The organism is Cupriavidus sp. 22TCCZM01-5 (assembly GCF_057798915.1).
In genome coordinates this window covers 1-21448 of record NZ_JBYOJR010000053.1, presented here as the reverse complement: position 1 = coordinate 21448, position 21448 = coordinate 1, and the positions used below count along the sequence as shown (strand labels likewise).

The 21448-nt window shown below is 62.4% G+C and carries 14 protein-coding genes and 2 pseudogenes; 15 read left to right on the top strand and 1 reads right to left on the bottom strand.

All coding sequences use genetic code 11. The annotated features are described in order from the left end of the window. Window positions 1-556: 556 nt before the first annotated feature. The 12 genes and pseudogenes from AC3FNH_RS30830 to dmpG all read left to right on the top strand — a co-directional run bounded on the left by AC3FNH_RS30830 (window position 557) and on the right by dmpG (window position 16050). A complete protein-coding gene (locus AC3FNH_RS30830; protein ID WP_488722786.1) occupies window positions 557-2350 on the top strand; it encodes a sigma 54-interacting transcriptional regulator in 1794 nt (597 codons plus the stop codon). A 380-nt stretch (window positions 2351-2730) separates the two neighbouring features. Next, on the top strand, window positions 2731-3636 hold the full coding sequence (locus AC3FNH_RS30825; protein WP_488722785.1) for a VOC family protein: 906 nt from the start codon (window positions 2731-2733) through the stop codon (window positions 3634-3636). Between the two features lie 54 nt (window positions 3637-3690). Further along, on the top strand, window positions 3691-4569 hold the full coding sequence (locus tag AC3FNH_RS30820) for an alpha/beta fold hydrolase (protein WP_488722784.1): 879 nt from the start codon (window positions 3691-3693) through the stop codon (window positions 4567-4569). A gap of 39 nt (window positions 4570-4608) precedes the next feature. Beyond that, the gene (locus AC3FNH_RS30815) at window positions 4609-5820 is read left to right on the top strand and encodes an acyl-CoA dehydrogenase family protein (protein WP_488722783.1); all 1212 of its coding nucleotides are present in this window, start codon (window positions 4609-4611) and stop codon (window positions 5818-5820) included. Window positions 5821-5884: 64 nt separating this feature from the next. Then, complete coding sequence (locus tag AC3FNH_RS30810) at window positions 5885-7621, top strand: DUF1302 domain-containing protein (RefSeq protein ID WP_488722782.1); 1737 nt, start codon at window positions 5885-5887, stop codon at window positions 7619-7621. Window positions 7622-7656: 35 nt separating this feature from the next. Continuing rightward, window positions 7657-9000 carry a DUF1329 domain-containing protein gene (locus AC3FNH_RS30805; protein ID WP_488722781.1) on the top strand — a complete coding sequence of 448 codons (1344 nt, stop codon included), beginning with the start codon at window positions 7657-7659 and terminating at the stop codon, window positions 8998-9000. 71 nt (window positions 9001-9071) lie between these two features. After that, window positions 9072-10166, top strand: a complete 1095-nt coding sequence (locus tag AC3FNH_RS30800) for a WD40/YVTN/BNR-like repeat-containing protein (protein WP_488722780.1) — start codon at window positions 9072-9074, stop codon at window positions 10164-10166. Further along, window positions 10163-12640: an efflux RND transporter permease subunit gene (locus AC3FNH_RS30795; protein ID WP_488722779.1), complete on the top strand. Its 2478-nt coding sequence runs from the start codon at window positions 10163-10165 to the stop codon at window positions 12638-12640. Before AC3FNH_RS30800 ends, AC3FNH_RS30795 begins: the two co-directional genes overlap by 4 nt. A 13-nt stretch (window positions 12641-12653) precedes the next feature. Continuing rightward, complete coding sequence (locus AC3FNH_RS30790) at window positions 12654-13205, top strand: flavin reductase family protein (protein ID WP_488722778.1); 552 nt, start codon at window positions 12654-12656, stop codon at window positions 13203-13205. Window positions 13206-13241: 36 nt separating this feature from the next. Continuing rightward, entirely contained in the window at window positions 13242-14039 is a 798-nt protein-coding gene (locus tag AC3FNH_RS30785; RefSeq protein WP_488722777.1) for a 2-keto-4-pentenoate hydratase, read from the top strand. Between the two features lie 25 nt (window positions 14040-14064). Continuing rightward, window positions 14065-15048 (top strand): annotated as a pseudogene (locus AC3FNH_RS30780) (acetaldehyde dehydrogenase (acetylating)). After that, window positions 15045-16050: pseudogene (gene dmpG, locus AC3FNH_RS30775) on the top strand (4-hydroxy-2-oxovalerate aldolase). The pseudogenes AC3FNH_RS30780 and dmpG overlap by 4 nt, the downstream one beginning before the upstream one ends. Before the next feature lie 865 nt (window positions 16051-16915). On the opposite strand, the gene AC3FNH_RS30770 reads toward dmpG, so the two are convergent. Further along, a complete protein-coding gene (locus AC3FNH_RS30770; RefSeq protein ID WP_488722776.1) occupies window positions 16916-17284 on the bottom strand; it encodes an HNH endonuclease in 369 nt (122 codons plus the stop codon). 1017 nt (window positions 17285-18301) lie between these two features. Between AC3FNH_RS30770 and AC3FNH_RS30765 the strand changes: the two genes are divergently transcribed. The 3 genes from AC3FNH_RS30765 (at window position 18302) to AC3FNH_RS30755 (ending at window position 21194) form a co-directional block, all read left to right on the top strand. Next, window positions 18302-19081: a class I SAM-dependent methyltransferase gene (locus AC3FNH_RS30765; protein ID WP_488722775.1), complete on the top strand. Its 780-nt coding sequence runs from the start codon at window positions 18302-18304 to the stop codon at window positions 19079-19081. A gap of 159 nt (window positions 19082-19240) precedes the next feature. Then, on the top strand, window positions 19241-20248 hold the full coding sequence (locus AC3FNH_RS30760; RefSeq protein WP_488722774.1) for a pyridoxal-phosphate dependent enzyme: 1008 nt from the start codon (window positions 19241-19243) through the stop codon (window positions 20246-20248). A 160-nt stretch (window positions 20249-20408) separates the two neighbouring features. Next, entirely contained in the window at window positions 20409-21194 is a 786-nt protein-coding gene (locus AC3FNH_RS30755; RefSeq protein ID WP_488722773.1) for an HpcH/HpaI aldolase family protein, read from the top strand. The last annotated feature ends 254 nt before the right edge of the window (window positions 21195-21448 follow it).

Sequence of the window (21448 nt, the reverse complement as noted above, 5' to 3'; positions counted from 1 at the left end):
GAAAAAATCGCAAGCTACGCGCCACTAAAAGCACGGCGGTGTCGAAAATTGTCATGCAGTTTATCTCTATGACGCTCCTTGGTGAGTGCCTTAAACTCCTCTTACCCAGCTGAAATCCCTGAATAATCAGTGGCTTGAGCGTCCTCCCGATGTGTTGCCGACCACGAGTGGGAAGCTGTGGCACGCCGATTGCGGAAAGATGACGCCTTGGGATGAAATCGCAGTGGCGTCAGATCTACCGCATCACGATTCAGATTGCATTTGCGCCGGTGTGAGCTCACCTTGGCTCCATCTGGCATTGCCCAGATAAGACTCTGTGTCCCTGGGATCGCCTCCTGTGCGCGCCAACATTCTGCATCCGACCGGCCGTCGTCGCGGCAGCCAGAGGATCCGACATTAGAGACCATGCACCTTCGGTTCTGCACGGTACTGCGGTCGACTCGAGACTGGCACGGTTCCGGGTTTGCGCTGCCGTATACTCGGATCCCACGGCTGCCCGAGAAACCGACTACTGGCATTGCATGCCACGGAGATGGCGCAAAGCAGGAGGGTGACATTGAACAAGACACGACGCAGCAAACCGGCCGAACAGGATGCGGAATTCGCTCCCAGTCTTCAGGCCTCCGACGTCCTCAAGCAACTGCATTTCAATCCAGCTGAAGGGCTTATCTGGCTCGAGGGACGCCGAATGGTACTGCTGCATGCAGAATCGCTTGGCGCGTTACGGCAGGAATTCATCCTCGGCGTAGGGATGGAAGCCACACGTGGCTTGCTCACCCGGTTCGGCTATTCCGCGGGATGTCGCGACGCGGAACTCGCATTGAAGATGCAGCCCCCCGGAACTTCGGTCGACAAGCTGCTGATCAGTGGTGGCTACTTCCATGCCTTGCAGGGCATTGTCAGCCCGCCAACGGTGGTGTCGCAGAACCTCGATATCGAGAAGGGCATCTGCTTTATCGATTTCTACTGGAAGAACAGCTACGAGGACCAGCTTCACATCGAGGCGTTCGGCGTGGGGTTCTCGCCTGCATGCTGGATGGAGGTCGGCTATGCGTCCGGCTTCCTGAGTACATGCGTGGGTCGGCGCATTCTCGTGCGCGAAGTCGAGTGCCGTGCCATGGGATCGGACGTTTGCCGATGCATTGCGCGTCCTGTGGAGGACTGGCCGGACGCAGAACTCGATCTCGCGTACTTCGAGCCGCGGCCATTTCGGATATCCGCGCCAGAACCGAAAGAGGGGCACGAGGTGCCATCCGTTCTTGCGCGCCAGGAAATCACGTCGAGGCACAGCGAGCGACGTGGCGTGATTGGCGCTTCCGTCGCGTTCAACAACGTCATGCACAAGGTCCAACGCGTCGCACCGACCACTGCGACAGTGCTCCTGCTTGGTGAAAGCGGTGTTGGCAAAAGCGCCTTTGCGAAGGAGATCCAGCGCAAGAGTACGCGATCGGACAAGCCTTTCCTCGAACTCAACTGCGCAGCGATTCCCGAACAACTGATGGAGGCTGAGCTTTTCGGCGCAGAACGCGGCGCCTATACAGGCGCAGGAGAGGCACGACGGGGGCGCTTCCAGGTGGCCGATGGCGGCACGCTGTTCCTCGATGAAATCAGCAGCTTGCCGATGACAGCGCAGGGCAAGCTGCTGCGGGTGATCCAGACAGGAGAGTTCGAACCTCTGGGTAGTACGGTCACGCGCCGCGTTGACGTGCGCATCATCGCGGCCGCCAATGAAAACCTATGGGTTGCGGTCAGCGAGGGCCGCTTCCGTCAGGATCTCTACTACCGGCTGAACGTATTTCCGATCCAGATTCCCCCACTGCGCGAACGCCGCGATGATATTCCGCTGTTGCTGGAGCATTTGCTGCGCAAATACAGCGAGCGGTACGGCAGGCGCATTCCCGGCGTCACGGCACAGGCGCTCCAGATTCTTCTGAACTACCGCTGGCCCGGCAATGTGCGTGAGCTGGAGAACGTGATTGAACGCGGGGTGATCCTCGGGGAGGACCACCAACCGCTGGGTTACCACCAGCTCGTCACCGTCGATAGCGAAATGGGAGCGCATGTTCCGATGGCACCCAACGAGCAGGGGTTGCTTGCGGAGCGACGTGATTTCCATCTGGAGTCTGTTTCGATGGAGGCTGCGCAGGAGGCGGAGGCACTGACGCTGTGGGCCGAAGGCATCGTCGCGCGGTCCAATGTGTCGCTCACCGATGTCGAGAACACGCTGGTCAAGGCTGCGTTTCGGGCGGCACAAGGGAATTTCACGCACGCAGCGGGATTGCTTGGCATGACGCGTGCGCAGCTGGCGTACCGCGTCAAGAAGATGGAGGAAGAGGAGCCGCCGCCCTGACATCTGTCACAGCGACTGATTGCCGATAGGTGTCTTGAACCCGGGGGCGTTTCTGCCTGCCGGGTTTTTTTTCATTCCTCCCAGCTCTCAAAATTTCGCAAGTGATGTCAGCCGCGGATCGCCGCGCGCTCATAGATTCATCAAGCATCGCTGCCCCCGGGCTGAATCCGGCGATCGCTTCCTTCCTTCAGATCAGCGAAAAAAGTACCGAATAATCAGGTACTTAATCGCTCTCTCCACGCTTCCATCGATGTGCCTGTTCCGCATTGGCACAACGCTTGCGAACAAGTTGTGCCGCCGCAGAGAAAACGGCAGTTTTCGTCAACCAAAAGATCGCGTCGCGCGGCTATCCAATTTCGAGCGACGCTCAAGGAGACAGCATGTCGGATATTTCCGCGTTGGGTTACGTCGTCTTCAACGTCAGCGACCTCGACCAATGGGAATCCTTTGCCACCAGCATTCTCGGCCTTCAAGTCGCGCGGAAGACGCGCGACGTGCTCGGCCTTCGCATGGATGAATGGGCGCAGCGCATCCTGCTTGAACGCGGCACGGATGATGATCTCGTGGCGCTTGGCTGGCAGTTCGACAACAGCGAAGCTTTGCATGACTATGTACAGCGCCTGCGTGAACGGGACGTAGACGTGGTCGAGTGCGATCGCCAGCTCGCGCAGTCACGTCAGGTTGAAGCGGCCTTCTTTTGCATGGACCCAGAGGGCTTTCGCCACGAGTTCTTCTGCGGACCGACGTACGCGCCGATGTCGACACCATTTCGTTCAGCAGTGCTGGCGGGAGCAGGATTCGAGACCGGCCGCCTGGGGGTAGGCCATATCTTCGGCATCTCGCGCGATTATCCCGGCGCGGTGAAGTTCTGCACGGAAGTGCTGGGGATGAGGATCTCGGACTACATCCGCGACTCGGAGTCCATTCCCGGCGTAACCGTGGATTCGACGTTCTTCCACGTCGCGACCGGCCGCCATCATTCGTTCGCCACGGCGAGTATGCCGTTCCCGAAGAAGATGCACCACCTGCTGCTGCAGGTGCAATCACTGGACGACGTTGGACTTGCCTTTGACCGTGTGCGCAAAGCCGGTGTGACGGTGCTCATGGAAATCGGCCATCACCCGAACGACGGCATGGTGTCGTTTTACTGCATCACGCCGTCCGGCTTTGCCCTCGAGTACGGATGGGGCGGGGTCGTCATCGACGACGCCGACTGGACCATCCGCAACTACACACAACTGAGCGACTGGGGCCACCGCTTGCAGCCCCCTCCCGCTGCGGCGTGACGCAGGCCACGCCATTACCCGACTCAACCCAATTCAATTCAAAAGGAGACTTCCATGAGCTTGTGGCTCGATTTTCTCGGCGCGGAGATCCGCTACGTAAAGACCAGCTTCGGTTCGATCCGCATCGCCGAAGCCGGAAAGGGCAATGCCGAAGCGCTGTTCCTGATGCATGGCATCGGCGGGCATATCGAAGCGTATGCGAAGAACGTCGTACCGCTTGCCGACACCTTCCATGTGATCGCACTGGACTTCATCGGCCATGGCCTGTCCGAGAAGCGCGACGACGTCGAGTACACCCCGGTCACCTACGCACGCCTGCTGGCCGAGTTGATGGATGTGATGGACATCCAATCCGCGCACCTGTCGGGCGAATCGCTGGGCGGGTGGGTCGCGGGCGTGTTCGCCGCGCTGTACCCGGACCGCGTCAAGCGCCTGGTGTTGAACACGGCTGCTGGCATTCCCGTGGTGTCGGAAAAAGGCCGTCAGGACCTGCACAACCTCGACGAACTGAACAAGAAGAACTTCGGCAAGCCGCCTTCGGTGGAAACCATCCGCATGCGTATGCAATGGCTCATGCACGAATCGAACTGGCATCTGCTGGACGACGAGTTGATCGGCAGCCGCCTGGCGCTTTACACGCTTCCCGATTTCCAGCGGACCGCGCCGTTGGTGTTCGCGCTCGTCAAGCGCCACGACGAACTGGGCGAGAGCGGCGCCATGATCCAGCCGCAGGACCTGCAGTGCGAAACGCTTTACCTATGGACGCGCGACAACCCCATACATGACGTCGCTGCGGCGACGGCAGCTTGCGAGCGTACGCCGAAGGGACAGCTGTATGTGATGCAGGCTGAGGCTGCCCACTGGCCGCAATACGAAGCGCCCGACGAGTTCAACGCCGTCATGCGCAAGTTCCTGACCACTGGCGACTGCTGACTTGCAGCCACGAAACATCGAACGAACAAGGAGACCGATATGGGAGTCATTGCAGACAAGAGCTTTGTCGCGCCTGGCATGGAGGAACTGGTGCAGCGCGCCAGGGACATGGTGCCCTGGCTGCGCGAGCAGGCGGACACCGTGGAAGAACAGCGTGCGGTGCCGCCGTCGACCGTCGAAGCATTCCGCCAGGCAGGCTTTTTCAAGATCCTGCAGCCGGCAGCATGGGGCGGCTATGAGATGAACCCCGAAGCGCTCTACCGCGTAGTGATGGAGATCGGCCGCGGCTGCCCGTCGAGCGGATGGACGCTGGCAATTCTCGGCATCCACCAGTGGGAGTTCGGCAAAATGAATCCGCGCGTCGGCGACGAAATCTGGGGTGAGGACCGCGACGTGCTGGTCAGCTCGTCGTACGCACCGGTGGGCAAGGCGCGCAAAGTGGAAGGCGGCTGGATGCTGTCGGGGCGTTGGCCGACATCGAGCGGCTCGGATCATGCGCACGGTGGTGCGTTTCTCGGTGCGCGCGTGTTTGACGAGCAAGGCAATTTTCGCGATCTGCGCGCCTTCCTTGTCAAGCGCGAGGACTACGAGCTGATTGACGACTGGCAAGTGGTCGGCCTGTGCGGCACGGGAAGCAAGAGCCTGAAGATCACGACCGAGGCGTTCGTTCCTGATCACCGCTCGCACAGCATTGTCGAGTACAGCATTGGTTCCAGCGCACCAAGCTACCAGATGCCGTTCAACCAGGTGTTTTATGGGGTGATCTCTTCGGCAATCGTCGGTTTTGCGCAAGGCGTGATCGATCTCTTCATCGAGCACACAAAGCCCAAGCAGAACCAGTTTGCGATGGGGCCGGGGCCTGCCAAGAACCCGTTCATCCAGGAAAAGCTGGGCCATGCGGTGCTGCTGATCCGCTCGGCACGCGCGCGTATCCTGCAGGGCATCCAGGAAGCTTCCGTCTATGCCAACCACGGCGAACTGGTGCCGATGGACCTTCGCGTGCACCAGTTTCTTGATGTGCAGGCTACCGGCAAGGATTGCTTCGCCGCCGGCCACATGCTGTTCAAGAAGAGCGGAGCACGGGGCATTTTCCTGAATACCCCGATGCAGCGTCAGCTCCGTTCACTGCTGGCAGCCTCCAATCACATCACCCAGAACGAGGACGATACCTCCGCGTTCCTCGGTGCCTACCTGCTTGGCGAGGCACTGCCGCCGGGCGTGTTTGAACTGCCGGGAGCGGCAAACGCGTAACTGCCCGCATCGACACAAGGCCCGGGATCACGGGCCAACGATAACAACACGAGGAGACAAAAACATGGTGAGGTCCACCCGCGGCACTGTGCCGTCGCCCAGGCGCAGGAACTCTGCCGAGCCCATACTGCTGGCTTGTCTGGCCGCTGCATTCGGGAGCACCAGCGCACAGGCCTTTGAACTGGAAGGATGGTCCGACGTCAAGGCGCGTTGGGACACGACGGTGAAGTACACCGCAGCATCGCGCCTGAAAGATCCCGACCCGAACGTCGCGAATCAGGGCGGAGCGCAGCCCAACGTCGACTTTGGCGACCTAGGCAATCGCGGAACGCTGATTAACAGCCGCTTCGATATCCTGTCCGAATTCGATCTGCGGTACCAGAACGTTGGCTTTCGCGTCTCTGGTACGTACTGGAACGACAGCCGCTATACGCGTGGGCGTAACGACTTCGACACCCCCGTGCCGAACACGCAGGCGGCGGCACTCGGCGGCCCGAACAACGCCATTCCGCATGGCACACGCCAGACCATGGGTGAACGTGCCGAGTGGATGGACGCATTCGCCTTCGGCCAGTTCGACATCGGCGAGCACAGCCTGACGCTGCGTGCGGGCCAGCACACCTTGCTCTATGGCGAAACGCTGTTCCTCGGCATGAACGGCATTGCCGCCGCGCAGGGGCCGGTCGACGCGGTTAAGGCGCTGTCGTTGCCGAACGCGCAGTTCAAGGAAATTGCGCTGCCGGTGCCGCAGGTGTCAGGCAGCTTTACTATCGCGCCGGATATGAGCATCGGCGCCTACTACCAGTTTGGCTGGCGCGCCAATCGCCTGCCCGCCGCGGGAAGCTACTTCAGTCCGGCCGATTTTGTGGGCGATGGCGCTGACCTGTTGCTGTTGCCGCCTGGACTGCAGCAGGGGCTCGGCGCACCGTCGCCATTCGCTACCAGAGCAGCGGATGCCAAGGGTCGGGACACCGGGCAGTTCGGGATGCAGTTCCGCTTTAAGGCCGGCGATGTGGACTTTGGCGTGTACGCCGCGCGCTACGACGACAAGAATCCCATTGCCGTACTGAGCGTGCCGTCGATCGCGGCTGGCGCCGGCAACTTCGGCAGCGGCACGTACAACCTCATGTACGCGCGGAAGATCGATGTGTACGGTGCGAGCTTTTCCACCGTAGTTGGCGAGACCAACGTGGCCGGTGAAATCTCCACGCGGCGCAACGTGCCGCTTGCCGTGCCGGGCGACCTGATCATGAGCACCAACCCGGGTGCGGACAACAGCCGCAATACGCCCTACGCGCGCGGCAATTCGCTGCACCTGAACCTCTCCGCGATCAGCCTGTTCGGCGGCAACCAGCTGTGGGGTGGTGCAACGCTGGTCGGGGAAATCGCCTACAACCGCCTGCTCGATGTGACGTATCGCCCCAGCGTGGCGCCCGGCGTGCCCGATCCGCTCAACACCACGAGCACGCGCGATGCCGCGGCCGTGCGCGTGGTATTCACGCCGACCTTTTTCCAGGTGATGCCGAACGTCGACCTGGAAACACCGGTGGGCATCGGCTTTGGTCTGTTCGGCCGGTCGGCAGTCGTCCAGATGAGTCCCGAGCATGGCGGCGATTTCACGCTCGGGCTTAACGCGACTATTCATCGCACCGTGAAGGTGGGACTGAACTGCACCCACTTCTTTGGTGGTGCAGGCACGGCGCCATCGGCCGCCAACGGGCCGACGCCCAGCTATGCCTCCTACAAGCAGTACTACAAGGACCGGGACTTCCTTGCCCTGACGCTGCAGACCACGTTCTGAGTTCCAACCGATATCCGTAATAACGGGAGACAAGCATGACGCAAACCAACAAGATGGTAGTGGCCGCAATCATGGCCATGCTCGCAGGCGGGCCGGCCGGGGCCGCTGTATCGGCTGACGACGCCGCGCAGCTCAAGTCCACGCTGACGCCGCTTGGCGCAGAGAAGGCCGGCAACAAGGAGGGCACCATTCCCGCGTGGACGGGGGCCTACACCACCGCGATTCCTGGCGCGGGCAACGGCAAATACCCCGATCCGTTCGCCGCGGAGAAGCCGATTCTGCAAATCACCGCGCAGAACATGAGCCAGTACACCGGCAAGCTCACGGAAGGCACCGTGGCGTTGTTAAAAAAGTATCCGACCTTTCGTGTCGACGTCTATCCGACACACCGCACGGCTGGTGCATCCCAGACGGTGTACGACAACACCTTCAAGGCTGCGACCACGGCAAAGCTCACCGATAACGGCCTGAGCTTCGAAGGGACCTGGAACGGCATTCCGTTCCCGATTCCCAAGAGCGGCAATGAAGTGATGATGAACCATCTCGTGCATCCGACGCCGGCGTCGTTTGAAAGCGTGACGCGCAACTTCGTCGGCACGTCGGACGGCAAGCGCAGCATGGCATCCAAGACACAGCTTGCGAACCTGTTCGCGTACTGGCAGAAGGACGGCAGCGCCGACAAGTACGGCAAGGTGTACCGCTATGTGCGCTTCGAAACGGTCGCGCCGACCTTCAAGGCCGGCGAAGCGGTGGTGGTGCATGACTCACTCGACGTCTCTCAGGATGCGCCGGCCTGGCAGTACCTGGTCGGGCAGCGGCGCGTGCGCCGCGCACCGACCATCGGCTACGACACGCCGGACTTCGTGGCATCGGGCGCGAACTACTTCGATGAGGTCTACGGGTACATGGGCCGCCTTGATCGCTACACCTGGAAGCTCGTCGGCAAGCAGGAAGTCTATGTGCCGTACAACAACAACCGGTTCTTCTCCGCGGGCGACGACAAGGCCTTTGCGCCGTTCCATACGAATCCGGATGCCGTGCGCTGGGAGCTGCACCGCGTCTGGGTGGTGGAAGCCACACTGGCCCAGGGCAAGCGACACGTCGTGCCCAAGCGCCGTCTCTATATCGACGAAGACAGCTGGGCCGTGCTGGCGATGGACGGCTATGACGCCGAGGGCAAGCTCTGGCGCACCTCGCAGGTGATGAACCAGATCGTCCCCGAAGCGGGTGGTCCGCTCGATACGAGCTGCACGGTGGTCTACAACCTGCAGGCCAACAGCATGTCCGTGATCCAGTACGTCGACAGCCTGAAGCTGGTCGCCCCGCGTTCGGTGAGCTATTTCACGGGCGATGCCCTCAGCAATGCAAGTTCGCGTTGAACGCAAGCGCCGCCCCTGTCGGCTGGCGCGGGCGGCCACGGTTCCTGTGACTGATCCATTTGAAGATATCGATGCGTAATCCTATGTATGGTCGGGCGAGGATGTTCTGGCGCAAGGCATGGCTGTGCCCGCTGGCGCTGGCCTGCCTCTGTGCCGGCGCGATGGCGGAGGCGCCCAAGGCGCAGCAAGCGCCGGCGATGAACCCGGACAAGGCAACCAGTCTCGTCAGACTTTCGGTAACGCGCGCGGGAGACCGCCTGGTGTCTGTCGGCGAGCGTGGTGTCATCCTGCTGTCCGATGACAACGGCAGGACTTGGCGGCAGGCGAAGGTGCCGGTATCGGCAGCGCTCACGCGTGTGCGTTTCGCCGACAGCCGGAATGGCTGGGCAGTGGGCCATGGTGGCGTGGTGCTGGCAACGCGCGATGCGGGAGAAACCTGGCAGAAGCAGCTCGATGGTGCTGCCGCCGCGCAACTCGAACTCGCCGCGGCACGGCGCCAGGACGGTGACGCGTCGCGCCGCTTCGCCGACGCGCGGCAACTGGTGCAGGACGGTTCGGACAAGCCGTTCCTCGATGTGCATTTCACCGATGCGCAGCACGGTATGGTTGTGGGGGCGTATGGCCTTGCGTTCGGCACCGACGACGGCGGCAAGACGTGGCAGTCGATGATGGGCAAGGTCGCGCCGGGAGACGGGCGCCACCTCTATGCGATTGCGTCATCGAAGGGCGTCCTGTACCTGTTTGGCGAGCAAGGTACGGTGCTTGGATCCCTGGATGGTGGCAAGACGTTTTCCCGGACGGAGTTTCCCGGCAAGGGCACGATCTTCGGTGCGCTGTCTTCACCGACCGATGACGTGATGCTTGTCTATGGCCTGAAAGGCAACGTGTACCGCAGCGGCGATGCGGGCAAGCGCTGGGAAAGCGTCGAGCTGCCAAACGTATCGATGGTCTCCGCAACCCGGCTTGATGCGCAATCGATCCTGCTGGTGGATGAATCGGGGCTGACCTATCGCAGCCACGACGATGGCCGTCATTTCAACGCTGGGGCACGAGTCCAGTCAGCAACAGACCTCGTGCAGGCTTCCGACGGTGCCGTGATCGGCAGCGGCATGCGCGGAACGTTCCGTATCGCCGGAGCAAATGACAAGCAGGGAGCGAATCCATGAACCACGTTCGGACAAAAGACGAGCATCCGGTCGTGCGCGATCTCGCGCGGTTCGACAGGAACTCGGGTTCGCTGGTCGAGCGGCTGCTGTTCAACCACCGCCTTGCGGTGGTGACGCTGTGCCTGTTGATTACCGCGGTGCTGGGCTTCCAGGCCACGAAGCTGAATCTGGGCGCGAGTTTCGAGAAGATGATTCCCGCGCGCCATCCGTACATCGCCAACTATCTGGCCCACAAGGCCGATCTGGCGGGGCTGGGCAACGTCGTGCGCATTGCGGTGGAGAACACGCAAGGCACAATCTACGACGCGGAGTATCTGGAGACGCTGCGCAAGATCAACGACGAAGCGTTCCTGCTGCCCGGCGTGGATCGTCCCTTCATGAAGTCGCTGTGGACCCCGGCTGTGCGCTGGATCGGCGTGACGGAAGACGGCCTCGACGGCGGCCCGGTGATCGCCGACAGCTATGACGGTTCGCCGGAGGCCATGCGCAACTTGCGCGCCAATGTCGAACGGTCCGGCGAGATCGGCAGCCTCGTGGCGGCCGATGCGAGGTCGAGCATCGTGCTGTTGCCGCTGATGGAACGGGACGACGCGACCGGCAAGCGCATCGACTATCACCAGCTGGGCAGCCAGCTCGAACAGCTCCGCGCGAAGCACGAGCACGGCAACATCCGTATCCACGTCACGGGCTTTGCCAAGATCGTCGGCGACCTGATCAGTGGCCTGCAGCAGGTGCTGCTGTTCTTCGCGCTCGCGGTGGCCATCTGCACGGCCGTGCTGTTCTGGTACACGCGGTGCTGGCGCAGCACCTTCCTGGTGGTCTGCTGCTCGGTGGTGGCGGTGGTCTGGCTGCTCGGCGTGCTGCCGACCATCGGGTTCGAACTCGATCCCTATTCCATCCTTGTACCGTTCCTGGTCTTTGCCATCGGCATGAGCCATGGCGCGCAGAAGATGAACGGGATCATGCAGGACATCGGACGCGGTACGCATCGCCTGATTGCGGCGCGTTATACCTTCCGCCGCCTGATTCTGGCGGGCCTGACTGCATTGCTGGCCGATGCCGTGGGCTTCGCCGTGCTGCTGATCATCGACATCCGCGTGATCCAGGAACTGGCCATCACCGCCAGCATCGGCATGGCCGCGCTGATCTTCACCAACCTGGTACTGCTTCCCGTGCTGCTGTCCTACACGGGCGTCAGCGCACGCGCCGCGCAACGCAGCCTCAAGGCAGAGCTTGAAGGCGAAGCGGCGGGAGAGCGGAAGACCGGCTTCTGGTCCTTGCTGGATCGCTTCACGCAGCGCAGGTGGGCCGGGGTGACGCTGGCTGTGGCAGCGGCGCTTGGCATGGCGGGCTTTGTGGCCAGCCTGCACCTGAAGATTGGCGATCTGGACCCCGGTGCGGCGGAACTGCGGCAGGACTCGCGCTACAACCGCGACAACGCGTTCATGACTGCCAGCTATGCGGCCAGCAGCGACATCTTCGTGGCCATGGTGAAGACGGCGCCGGGCGAGTGCGCGAACTACGCCAATCTGGTCAAGGCGGATGCGCTGGAGTGGGAACTGCAGCAACTCCCCGGCGTGGAGTCGACCCATTCACTGGCCGCGGTGGCGAAGAAGATGTCGGTGAGCATGAATGAAGGAAGCCTGCTCTGGTACGAGATCCCGCGTTCGCAGAGCATGATCAATCCGATCGTTTCGCGTGCACCGCGCGAGGTGCTCAACCAGAGCTGCGACCTGCTGTCGGTCTACGTTTACCTGAAGGACCATAAGGCGGACACGCTCACCGCCGTGGTGAACACCGTCGAGTCCTTTGCCCGGCGCAACGACAGCCAGGACGTGAAGATCCTGCAGGCTGCGGGGAATTCCGGCATCGAGGCGGCCACCAATATCGTCGTGAAGAAGGCGAACACGCAGATGCTGCTGCTGGTCTATGCGGCGGTCGTGATCCTGGCGTTCATCACGTTCCGTTCGTGGCGCGGCGTCATCTGCGCGGTGGTGCCACTGATGCTGACGTCGGTCTTGTGCGAAGCGCTGATGGTTGGTCTCGGCATCGGCGTCAAGGTGGCTACGTTGCCGGTCATCGCGCTTGGCGCGGGTATCGGCGTGGATTACGCGCTCTACATGCTGACGGTGATGCTGTCGTTCCTGCGCAAGGGCGCGAGCCTGTCGCAGGCCTACTACCAGGCGCTGCTGTTCACCGGCCGCGTCGTGGTGCTGACCGGTGTCACGCTGGGGCTTGCCGTGGCAACGTGGAGTTTCTCGCCCATCAAGTTCCAGGCTGACATGGGCATCCTGCTCGCCTTTATGTTCCTGTGGAACATGGTCGGCGCATTGCTGCTGCTCCCCGCGCTTTCGTACTTCCTGTTTCCGAAAGCCAGACAGGCCCTGCCTGCGCAGGAAGACGGCAGGCAGGAGGCTACATCGTCGCAAGACCGGCAATCGCGGCAGGCCGGCTTTGCGGGCACTGTGAACTGAACGGAGATCGACCTTGAACCAGCACAGCAATGAGCGTCCCGACTGGACGCCGAATCCTCAGCTCATGGCGCTGCCTACAGTCAGCGCCAGGGAGCATTGCACTGGCTTGCGCAGCTATGCGTCGGCTGTGACCATCATTACCGCTCGACATGAAGATTCGCGGGCAGGGCTCACGGCTACGGCTGTGGTGTCCGTCACCGCGGAGCCGCCGCGTCTCGCCGTGTTCGTGAACAAGAACGTGGTGGCCGCCGGGATCATCATGCGCAGCGGCGCGCTGTGCGTAAACGTGCTGTCCAGCGGACAGGACAGCGTGGCCAAGGCCTTTGCCGGCATGATCGAAGGAGTGCAAGGGGACGCACGCTTCGGCCACGGCGACTGGACGTCGATGGTCACGTCATCGCCGTCGCTGGACGGAGCGCTGGTCAATTTCGATTGCCGCGTCATTCGGGTCTACGACGAAAGTACCCATCACGCCTTCCTTTGCGAAGTGCTCGCAACACGGAGCGGCGCACATGGCGACGCCCTGGTCTATCTGAACGGCATGTTCAGGCAGATCCCGCAGTAGCGGCTGCACCAGATTTTCATCATGACCGGAACAGACATGAATCACGAACTGATTGCCGACATCGCCCGACGGTTGCGCGATGCGGAAGCCACCCGCACGCCATGTGCACCGATCTGCGACCGCATCCGGGAAGCAGCCGGCGATGGAGGACTGATCGAAGCCGCGTATGCGGTGCAACAGCACAACACCCGGGAGCGGTTGCAGGCCGGACGGCTGGTCGGCCGCAAGATCGGCCTGACATCGCTGGCGGTGCAGAAGCAACTCGGCGTCGATGCCCCGGACTTCGGCATGCTCTTCGCGGACATGGCAGTCGGCGACGGCGAAGAGATCGCCATGTCGCGCACGCTCCAGCCGAAGGTGGAAGCGGAGATCGCCTTTGTGCTGGGACGCGACCTGACGCAGGAGAAGCACAGTTTCGCCGACATCCTTGGCGCGACGGCGTACGCGGTCGCGGCCATTGAAGTGGTCGGGAGCCGTATCGCCAACTGGGAAATCAGTCTCGCCGACACCATTGCCGACAATGCATCGAGCGGCCTGTTCGTGCTGGGTTCGCGTCCGGTTCGCTTGCGCGAACTCGATCTGGTGAATTGCGCGATGAGCATGGAATGCGGGGCGGAGCAGGTGTCCGCGGGTACGGGCTCCGCGTGTCTTGGCAATCCGCTGAACGCCGCAGTCTGGCTGGCCGACATGATGGTCCGCGTGGGCTCTCCGCTCAAAGCCGGCGATGTGCTGATGAGCGGCGCCCTCGGCCCAATGGTGCCGGTCAACGCCGGCGACCGGTTCACTGCCAGGATCGAAGGCCTTGGAGAAGTGCGCGCCGTTTTTGCGCGTTGATTGAATTGCCAGAAGTGGGGAAGCAATGGAGCAAAGCAACAAGAAGAACCGCGTGGCCGTCATCGGTTCCGGTAATATCGGCACGGACCTGATGATCAAGATCCTGCGCAACAGCGAGCATCTCGAGATGGCGGCGATGGCCGGCATCGATCCGGCATTGATCCGGCATCGGACGGGCTTGCGCGTGCGGCGCGGCTTGGCGTCGCGACCACGCATGAAGGCGCCGAAGGACTCACGCGCCTGCCGGTGTTCGACGAGATCGACTTCGTCTTCGACGCGACCTCTGCCGGCGCACACGTCCGGAACGACGCGCTGCTGCGCAAGCTCCGGCCCGGCCTGCGCATGATCGACCTGACGCCTGCCGCCATCGGTCCGTATTGCGTGCCGGTGGTGAACCTCGACGCACACCTCGATGCTCCGAACGTCAACATGGTCACGTGCGGCGGCCAGGCGACGATCCCCATCGTCGCGGCCGTGTCGCGGGTGGCGAAGGTGCACTATGCGGAAATCGTCGCTTCGATCAGCAGCAAGTCGGCCGGCCCTGGCACGCGTGCCAATATCGACGAGTTCACCGAGACCACGTCGAAGGCGATCGAAGTCGTCGGCGATGCCGCCAGGGGCAAGGCCATCATCGTGCTCAATCCGGCCGAACCGCCCGTGATGGTGCGCGATACCGTCTACACGCTGTCCGAGCTGGCCGATCGCGGCAAGATCGAAGCATCGATCGAGGAGGTCGTCCGCGCTGTACACGCCTACGTGCCCGGCTATCGCCTCAAGCAGACCGTGCAGTTCGACGAGATCCCCGCCAGCGCGCCGCTCAATGTGCCGCGCCTGGGCAGCTTCCGCGGTCTGAAGACGTCGGTGTTCATCGAAGTGGAGGGCGCCGCCCATTACCTGCCCGCCTACGCGGGCAACCTCGACATAATGACCGGCCGCGCTGGCCACCGCTGAGAGCATGGCGCAGGCGATGCTGCGCGTCAACGCCACGACTGAAGGAGCCTGCGCATGAACACCGCGGCCAAGAAACTCTATATCTCCGACGTGACGCTGCGCGACGGCAACCACGCAATCCGCCACCAGTACTCGATCCGCAACGTGCAGGACATTGCACGCGCGCTGGACCGCGCAAAGGTGGACAGCATCGAGGTCGCGCACGGCGACGGCCTGCAGGGCTCGAGCTTCAACTACGGCTTCGGCGGGCTCAGCGATCTCGAATGGATCGCCGCCGTGGCCGACGTGGTCGAGCACGCGAAGATCGCCACGCTGCTGCTGCCGGGCATCGGTACCACGCACGACCTGAAGGCTGCATATGACGCCGGCGCGCGCATCGTGTGCGTGGCCACGCACTGCACCGAGGCCGATATCTCGAAGCAGCACATCGGACACGGTCGGCTTCCTGATGATGAGCCACATGACCACGCCGGAGAACCTGGCCATCGAAGCGAAGAAGATGGAGAGCTACGGCGCCACGTGCATCTACGTGGTCGATTCCGGCGGGGCGCTGACGATGAACGACGTGCGCGACCGCTTCCGCGCGCTCAAGGGCGTGTTGCACGCGCAGACGCAGACCGGCATGCACGCGCACCACAACCTGTCGCTGGGCGTGGCCAACTCGATCGTCGCGGTCGAGGAAGGCTGCGACCGCATCGCCTCGCTGGCCGGTATGGGCGCGGGTGCGGGCAATGCGCCGCTGGAAGTCTTCATCGCTGCCGCGGAACGCTTGGGCTGGAACCACGGCACGGACCTGTATACGCTGATGGATGCGGCCGACGACATCGTGCGGCCGCTGCAGGACCGCCCGGTGCGCGTCGACCGCGAAACGCTCGCGCTTGGCTATGCCGGTGTGTACTCTAGTTTCCTTCGCCATTCGGAAGTGGCGGCGCAGAAGTATGGACTGAAAACGGTGGACATCCTCGTCGAACTCGGCAAGCGCCGCATGGTGGGTGGACACGAGGACATGATTGTGGATGTGGCGCTCGATCTGCTGAAGGCGTGCAAATTGATTGCTTGACCAAGCCGTCGGCCGGTTCTGCTGCCTGCGTATGTGGGGCGCTATCAGGGCCCTGGCGCTATGCCACGGGCAAATCTTGGCAGCGGTCCACCAATGCAAGTGTGCGAGCGGCGTTGTCGCGGTTAGGGCAAATTAATGAATAGCCCTTCCCCTTCGGCCGCCTTAAGTCGGCCAGTCTCGGTCGCTCGCCCACTCGTGGTCGAATCACGTGGGCGAGGCGGTCCACGCAACGCCGTCCCACGGCGATTGAATGGCCGCTTGGTGAATGGAACTGCCATGTGAATGGCTCGGTGAGGCATAGGACGAACGTCCCTTCATGGCCGGGTGCGGCCCGACGCCGAGCACAACCGAGCGTTCCTCCTGGACAGGCCCGCGTAGGGCAGATGACGACCCATCTCAGCCATTGAATCATCCATTTTCTTATGACTCTTCTGTGGTGCCCTTCAGTCGTTCAGGGTCAATTTCGTGGGCGACAACCGCCGGGGACACTGTAGCGGAGGGGTTAGGTGCCCTCGTAATGCCACGTGGATGGGGTTAGGGGAAGTCGGTAAGCGACCTGATCATGCAAATCCTCAACGCTCGGGAGACTGGCGACAAAGGCGAGGCCCGCCGGGCAGACCCCGCATGCGATCGAAGAGGTTAAGAAACACGTTCTGCCTCGAAAGCCCTGAAGCTACTCACCATCAAGTGATATGCCACAACGCGGGTTCGAGATTGTGAATCTCCGCAGCCGGCCGTCAGGGCTGGCGCTTTTCATTCCCTCGCGGCATCCGCGGCTCACTCCCGGAGCGTGGCATCGGGCCACCCGACGGACCCATTGGCATTTGCGTTGGGTTTGACGGCGCGGTCGCTGAACGGCGAGGGCTCATCGCCCCGCGCCGGCATGCAATACCTTCTCGAAGACCCATGGGTCATGCCAGCGCTTGCGCCCCATCAGTCGCGCAACGTGTGCCTTGTGATGGATCGCGTCCCGCGCGTCTTTACGCTGGTGCCGGCGTGCGTTGCACAGCCGGCAGGCGGCCACGATGTTACTTTCGAAGTCGCCGCCACCATCAACGCGCGCATGGAGATGCTCGGCCGTGCATTGGAGGGTGCGGGCCTGGCGCTTAGAGAGATGGAAGGTCGAGGCGAAGGCTTCCGGGGATCGCTGCCACATGGGGCAGCAGCAGTAGTAGCAACGACCGGATTGATGCTGAAACGCGAGGGCGCGCAGACGCGCGAGAGTCTTGGGCATTGAGCGGTTCCTATATCGGAAGATTTCAAACTTCGAAACCCGCTCGCCCGTAGGGGGCATACACGGGGACCAGCTAAGTAGCTTATGCTGGCACCACATCAGCTCCAAATGGGAGACTGACGGAAGAGAGTGTAGCTTCAGAATTTCCAGATACACAAGGTGGAGGGGCGCTCGCCCTTGCAAAATCACAACAGTGCTCCATGCCCGATCGCACTCACTGCCACCAAGAAAAGAATGGCCGCCAGCCGCCCAACGCGTGACAGGCGGCTCCGTTTACCCAGCGGCTTACTTCTGCGCGATCGGGCGCTTCAGCGACGGACCTGTGACGTCGAAGGGCATGTTCAGCCCCAACGCGAAGTCGCCGCCTTTGCCGGGCTCCGCCGCATACACCGCGACGATGTAGGTGCCGGTCTGCTTGATGGTGAGGGTGGTAGTAACGGGCTCTGGCCAGCCTGGGCGTCCAGGCTCTGCTGATCAGCGGCCGAGGGTAGGGTGCCGGTCGGCGCTACCGACTCTTCAGATACATCCGGCAATGCTTTGGTCGATGGCCAAAGTTCGGCTGGGAATGGATGCCGGACTAGTGCGGACGGGCGGAGTCGTCCTTCTGACTTGTGTCCGCGGATGGCTCGGAATGGTCGGCTCCGTTGGCCGGCACCACTGCGTCAGTGGAGCAGCGTCTATGCCCTCGGTGCAAGCATCCTGTTTCGTCGATGTTACGAAGTAAATCCCATGCAGATCTGAGCTAAATCCGAGACCGTTGCGCTTTTCCATCCTCCGCTTACAGTGATTTTGCGTGGACGCGTGGGGCTGCCACACTTAGGGCTGGTCTCAAAATACCACCCGATGAAACATCCTTCATCGTATTCCAGCGACGACAGTGCGGCACCAGCGTTGGCGACCGGGTTCTTCGCTTTTTCCGGCTCATTAGTGCTTCAGAGCTATGAACGACCTGCAGCCAGACCGGTTGGTCGTGTCCGGGAGGTTGCGTCCTACTGCTAAACGACGTGCGAGGCACTCATGTCTGACTATGCATTGGATAACTCCTGGAAGCATGCCAATCGCCGTCTGGCGCTGCTGGAGCAAATGCTCGACCCGATGACCCAGCGTCGTATCCATATGCTCGGAGTCGGTCATGGGGCGCGTTGCCTCGAGGTTGCGGCTGGGGGTGGCTCGATCGCGAAATGGCTTTGCGAGGAAGTGGGGCAGACCGGCAGCGTAGTAGCAACCGATATCAACACCGCATTGCTCGCTCAGATCCGTCTTGCGAACCTTGAAGTCCAGCAACACGACATCGTCGAGTCTGAGCTTCCAAGTGCGGCATTCGATTTCATCCATGCTCGATGGATACTCCACCATTTGCGCGACCCCGAACGCGCAATTCGCCGGATGATCGACGCACTTCGACCTGCCGGGTGGCTGTTACTGGAGGAAGTCGACTTTTTCCCAGTGCATGCGTCATCGTCCGCCGTGTTCCGCGAATTCATGGTGGCCCTCGTCAACACAGTTGTGACAGCGTCTGATCGAGACTGCTTCTGGGCCCGCATCCTTCCCGAGACCGTGTCGGCCATGGGACTCGAGCAGGTTGGCGGCGAGGGAGAGTTTCCCGTGATCCAGGGCGGTTCGCCGGCCGCGGAATTCTTCGAGCTGACTGCCCTGCAAATGCGCGATCAAATGCTCGCGACGTCCGCACTGCCTCTGCCCCGGCTCGAACAAGCGCTGCAGCTCCTGAAATCGCCTGATCTTTGGGCCTTCGGCGGCGCTAATATTGCCGTGTGGGGCCGGCGAAGCGCCGCTTGACCCTCGGTGACGAGGGCGCACAACGGTCAATCGATGGCCAGAGTCGAATAACCCTTCGTGGCCGAGCGCTGCCCGATACGGTGCCGAAATCGACCCATCTCTCTGCTCTGTCGCTAACGACGAAGCGCGCCCGCGAAACATCGCCTAGAGCCCGACCTTATGGATGCCTCCGAGGACCTCCTGACTTCCGCCACCATGGATGTGGCCGCGGCGCGGATTGCTCCGCATGTTCTTCGAACCCCTGTGATGGCCCTGCAAGGCCGCCATACCGCTCCCCTGTTTGCAGATCTGTCGGACGTGAGCATGAAGCTCGAGCTTTTTCAGCGAACCGGCACCTTCAAGGTGCGTGGCGCGCTTAATGCAGTCATGAGCCTGGACCCGGAAGCGCGCAAGCGCGGGATCACCGCCGTCAGTGCCGGCAACCACGCGATCGCCGCGGCATTTGCCGCCAGCGTGATCGGCGTTAGCGCCAAGCTGGCGGTGCCGGCATCCGCCAGCCCCGTGCGCATAAAGGCCGCGCGCGCCTACGGCGCGGAGATCGTCGTCGAGGCGGATGTGGCCAGCGCATTTGCCCGGGCCGAGCAACTGGTGCGGGACGAGGGGCGGGCGATGATCCACCCGTTCGAAGGGCCGCTGACGGCGGCGGGCACGGCAACGGTGGGCCTGGAAATGATGCAGGACCTCCCGGGCCTGGACGCGGTGGTGGTCGCCGTGGGGGGAGGCGGGCTGGCAGGCGGGCTTGCCGCAGCGGTGCATCGCGCGAACCCGGGCTGCCGCGTGATCGGCGTCGAGCCCGAGGGGGCGGATGCCATGCGGCGCAGCTTCGACGCTGGAGAGCCAGTGCGGCTCGCCGGAGTCAGCACCATCGCCGACAGTCTGGCACCGCCGATGGCGCTGCCTTATGCGTACGCACTCTGCCGCCGGCATCTGGAGCAAATTGTCACGGTCAGCGACGACGACCTCTGTCACGGCATGGCACTGCTGTTCCATGATGCCAAGCTCGCCGTCGAGCCGGCCGCGGCCGCAGCGCTGGCCGCGGTGGTCGGCCCTTTGCGTGAGACCCTGCAAGGGCTGCGCGTGGGCATTGTGATCTGCGGAGCAAATATCGACAGCAGCAGCTTTTTGACCTTCCTGCAGCGCGGAGAGCGGAGGCTAGCGGGCGCGTGAGCGCCCGCACCGCGCATGAGCTTTAAAAGCATGTCCAGGCAGAAGGAGTACAACTCCGTGACTGACCGCATCTTTGCCTATCAGCTTGACCCAACAGGTTCCCTTGGCAAGGTCGGCACGAGATGCATAGACTACGATGGCGCCTGTGCCAGGAGCCATCATGACAACTACCGTCCCTGCCACCAAAGGAATCAACCGGCTGAAATCGATGTGGCGAAATGGCCAAGCAACGCTCGGCGCCATCGCGACCATACCTTCGGTTCAGACCATTCAGATCATGGCTCGTGCCGGTCTCGATTGGGTCCTCATCGACATGGAGCACGGCGCAATCGATGCCGGCACTGCGCACGCGATGATTTGCGCGACCTCCGGCACCCCGCTCGTGCCGCTGGTCCGGGTTGCGGCAACGAATGCGTGGCAGGCCAAGGTCCCTCTTGACCTCGGCGCTTTGGGAGTCTGTTTTCCGATGACGACGACCCGGGCCGCCGCAGAGGCGGCAGTGCGGGCTGTCCGCTACCCGCCCGAAGGAGATCGCTTCTGGGGCCCGTTCTACGCCCCGCCGCGATGGGGTCTATCCATGCGCGAATATCTGGATTGCGCAGATGGGGAGGTGCTTGCCATTGGCACGATTGAACACGTCGATGCCATTGGCAATATTGACGACATTGTCGCAACGCCCGGACTTGACCTTGTTTTCATCGGCCCCGGGGACCTTGCCACCAGCATGGGATACCGGGGCCAGACGGATCTCCCAGAGGTGCAAGCCGCAATCGCACAACTTGAGGCCCCAATTCTAAAGAGCCGGGTTTTGCTCGGCGGCGTCGCGCCGACTACCGACTTGGCCAACGCCATGATCGCACGCGGCTACCGCGCGGTCGTCATTGGAATGGACTGGTCCCTGCTCCAAAGGGGGCTAGCATCAGTCGTTGACGGCATCAGTCGGTAGAGTCGCAACCAACAAAACCTTCCTAAGCGGCGAGTCCTCGCGAATCGCTTCGCGAAGCCGCTGTACTCGGCGTCTAAGCCGTGGGTTATCGAGTGACCGTGACGGCCCCACAACAGCCCTTGGGCTTCGGTCGGCGCCCGTCTCTTGATGGCCGGTCACGGCCGGCTGTCCCCTCCAGGTCGCGGCCGTCTCCCAAGCCGCCGGTCGATTTTTGAACGCATCAGGGGCCGCTATCTAGGTCCAACGGTCATCCG

Coding starts and splice junctions, on each gene's coding strand:
- AC3FNH_RS30825 (WP_488722785.1), top strand. CDS start 2,731: ATGTCGGATATTTCCGCGTTGGGTTACGTCGTCTTCAACGTCAGCGAC.
- AC3FNH_RS30820 (WP_488722784.1), top strand. CDS start 3,691: ATGAGCTTGTGGCTCGATTTTCTCGGCGCGGAGATCCGCTACGTAAAG.
- AC3FNH_RS30815 (WP_488722783.1), top strand. CDS start 4,609: ATGGGAGTCATTGCAGACAAGAGCTTTGTCGCGCCTGGCATGGAGGAA.
- AC3FNH_RS30810 (WP_488722782.1), top strand. CDS start 5,885: ATGGTGAGGTCCACCCGCGGCACTGTGCCGTCGCCCAGGCGCAGGAAC.
- AC3FNH_RS30805 (WP_488722781.1), top strand. CDS start 7,657: ATGACGCAAACCAACAAGATGGTAGTGGCCGCAATCATGGCCATGCTC.
- AC3FNH_RS30800 (WP_488722780.1), top strand. CDS start 9,072: ATGCGTAATCCTATGTATGGTCGGGCGAGGATGTTCTGGCGCAAGGCA.
- AC3FNH_RS30795 (WP_488722779.1), top strand. CDS start 10,163: ATGAACCACGTTCGGACAAAAGACGAGCATCCGGTCGTGCGCGATCTC.
- AC3FNH_RS30785 (WP_488722777.1), top strand. CDS start 13,242: ATGAATCACGAACTGATTGCCGACATCGCCCGACGGTTGCGCGATGCG.
- AC3FNH_RS30770 (WP_488722776.1), bottom strand. CDS start 17,284: ATGCCCAAGACTCTCGCGCGTCTGCGCGCCCTCGCGTTTCAGCATCAA.
- AC3FNH_RS30765 (WP_488722775.1), top strand. CDS start 18,302: ATGTCTGACTATGCATTGGATAACTCCTGGAAGCATGCCAATCGCCGT.
- AC3FNH_RS30760 (WP_488722774.1), top strand. CDS start 19,241: ATGGATGCCTCCGAGGACCTCCTGACTTCCGCCACCATGGATGTGGCC.
- AC3FNH_RS30755 (WP_488722773.1), top strand. CDS start 20,409: ATGACAACTACCGTCCCTGCCACCAAAGGAATCAACCGGCTGAAATCG.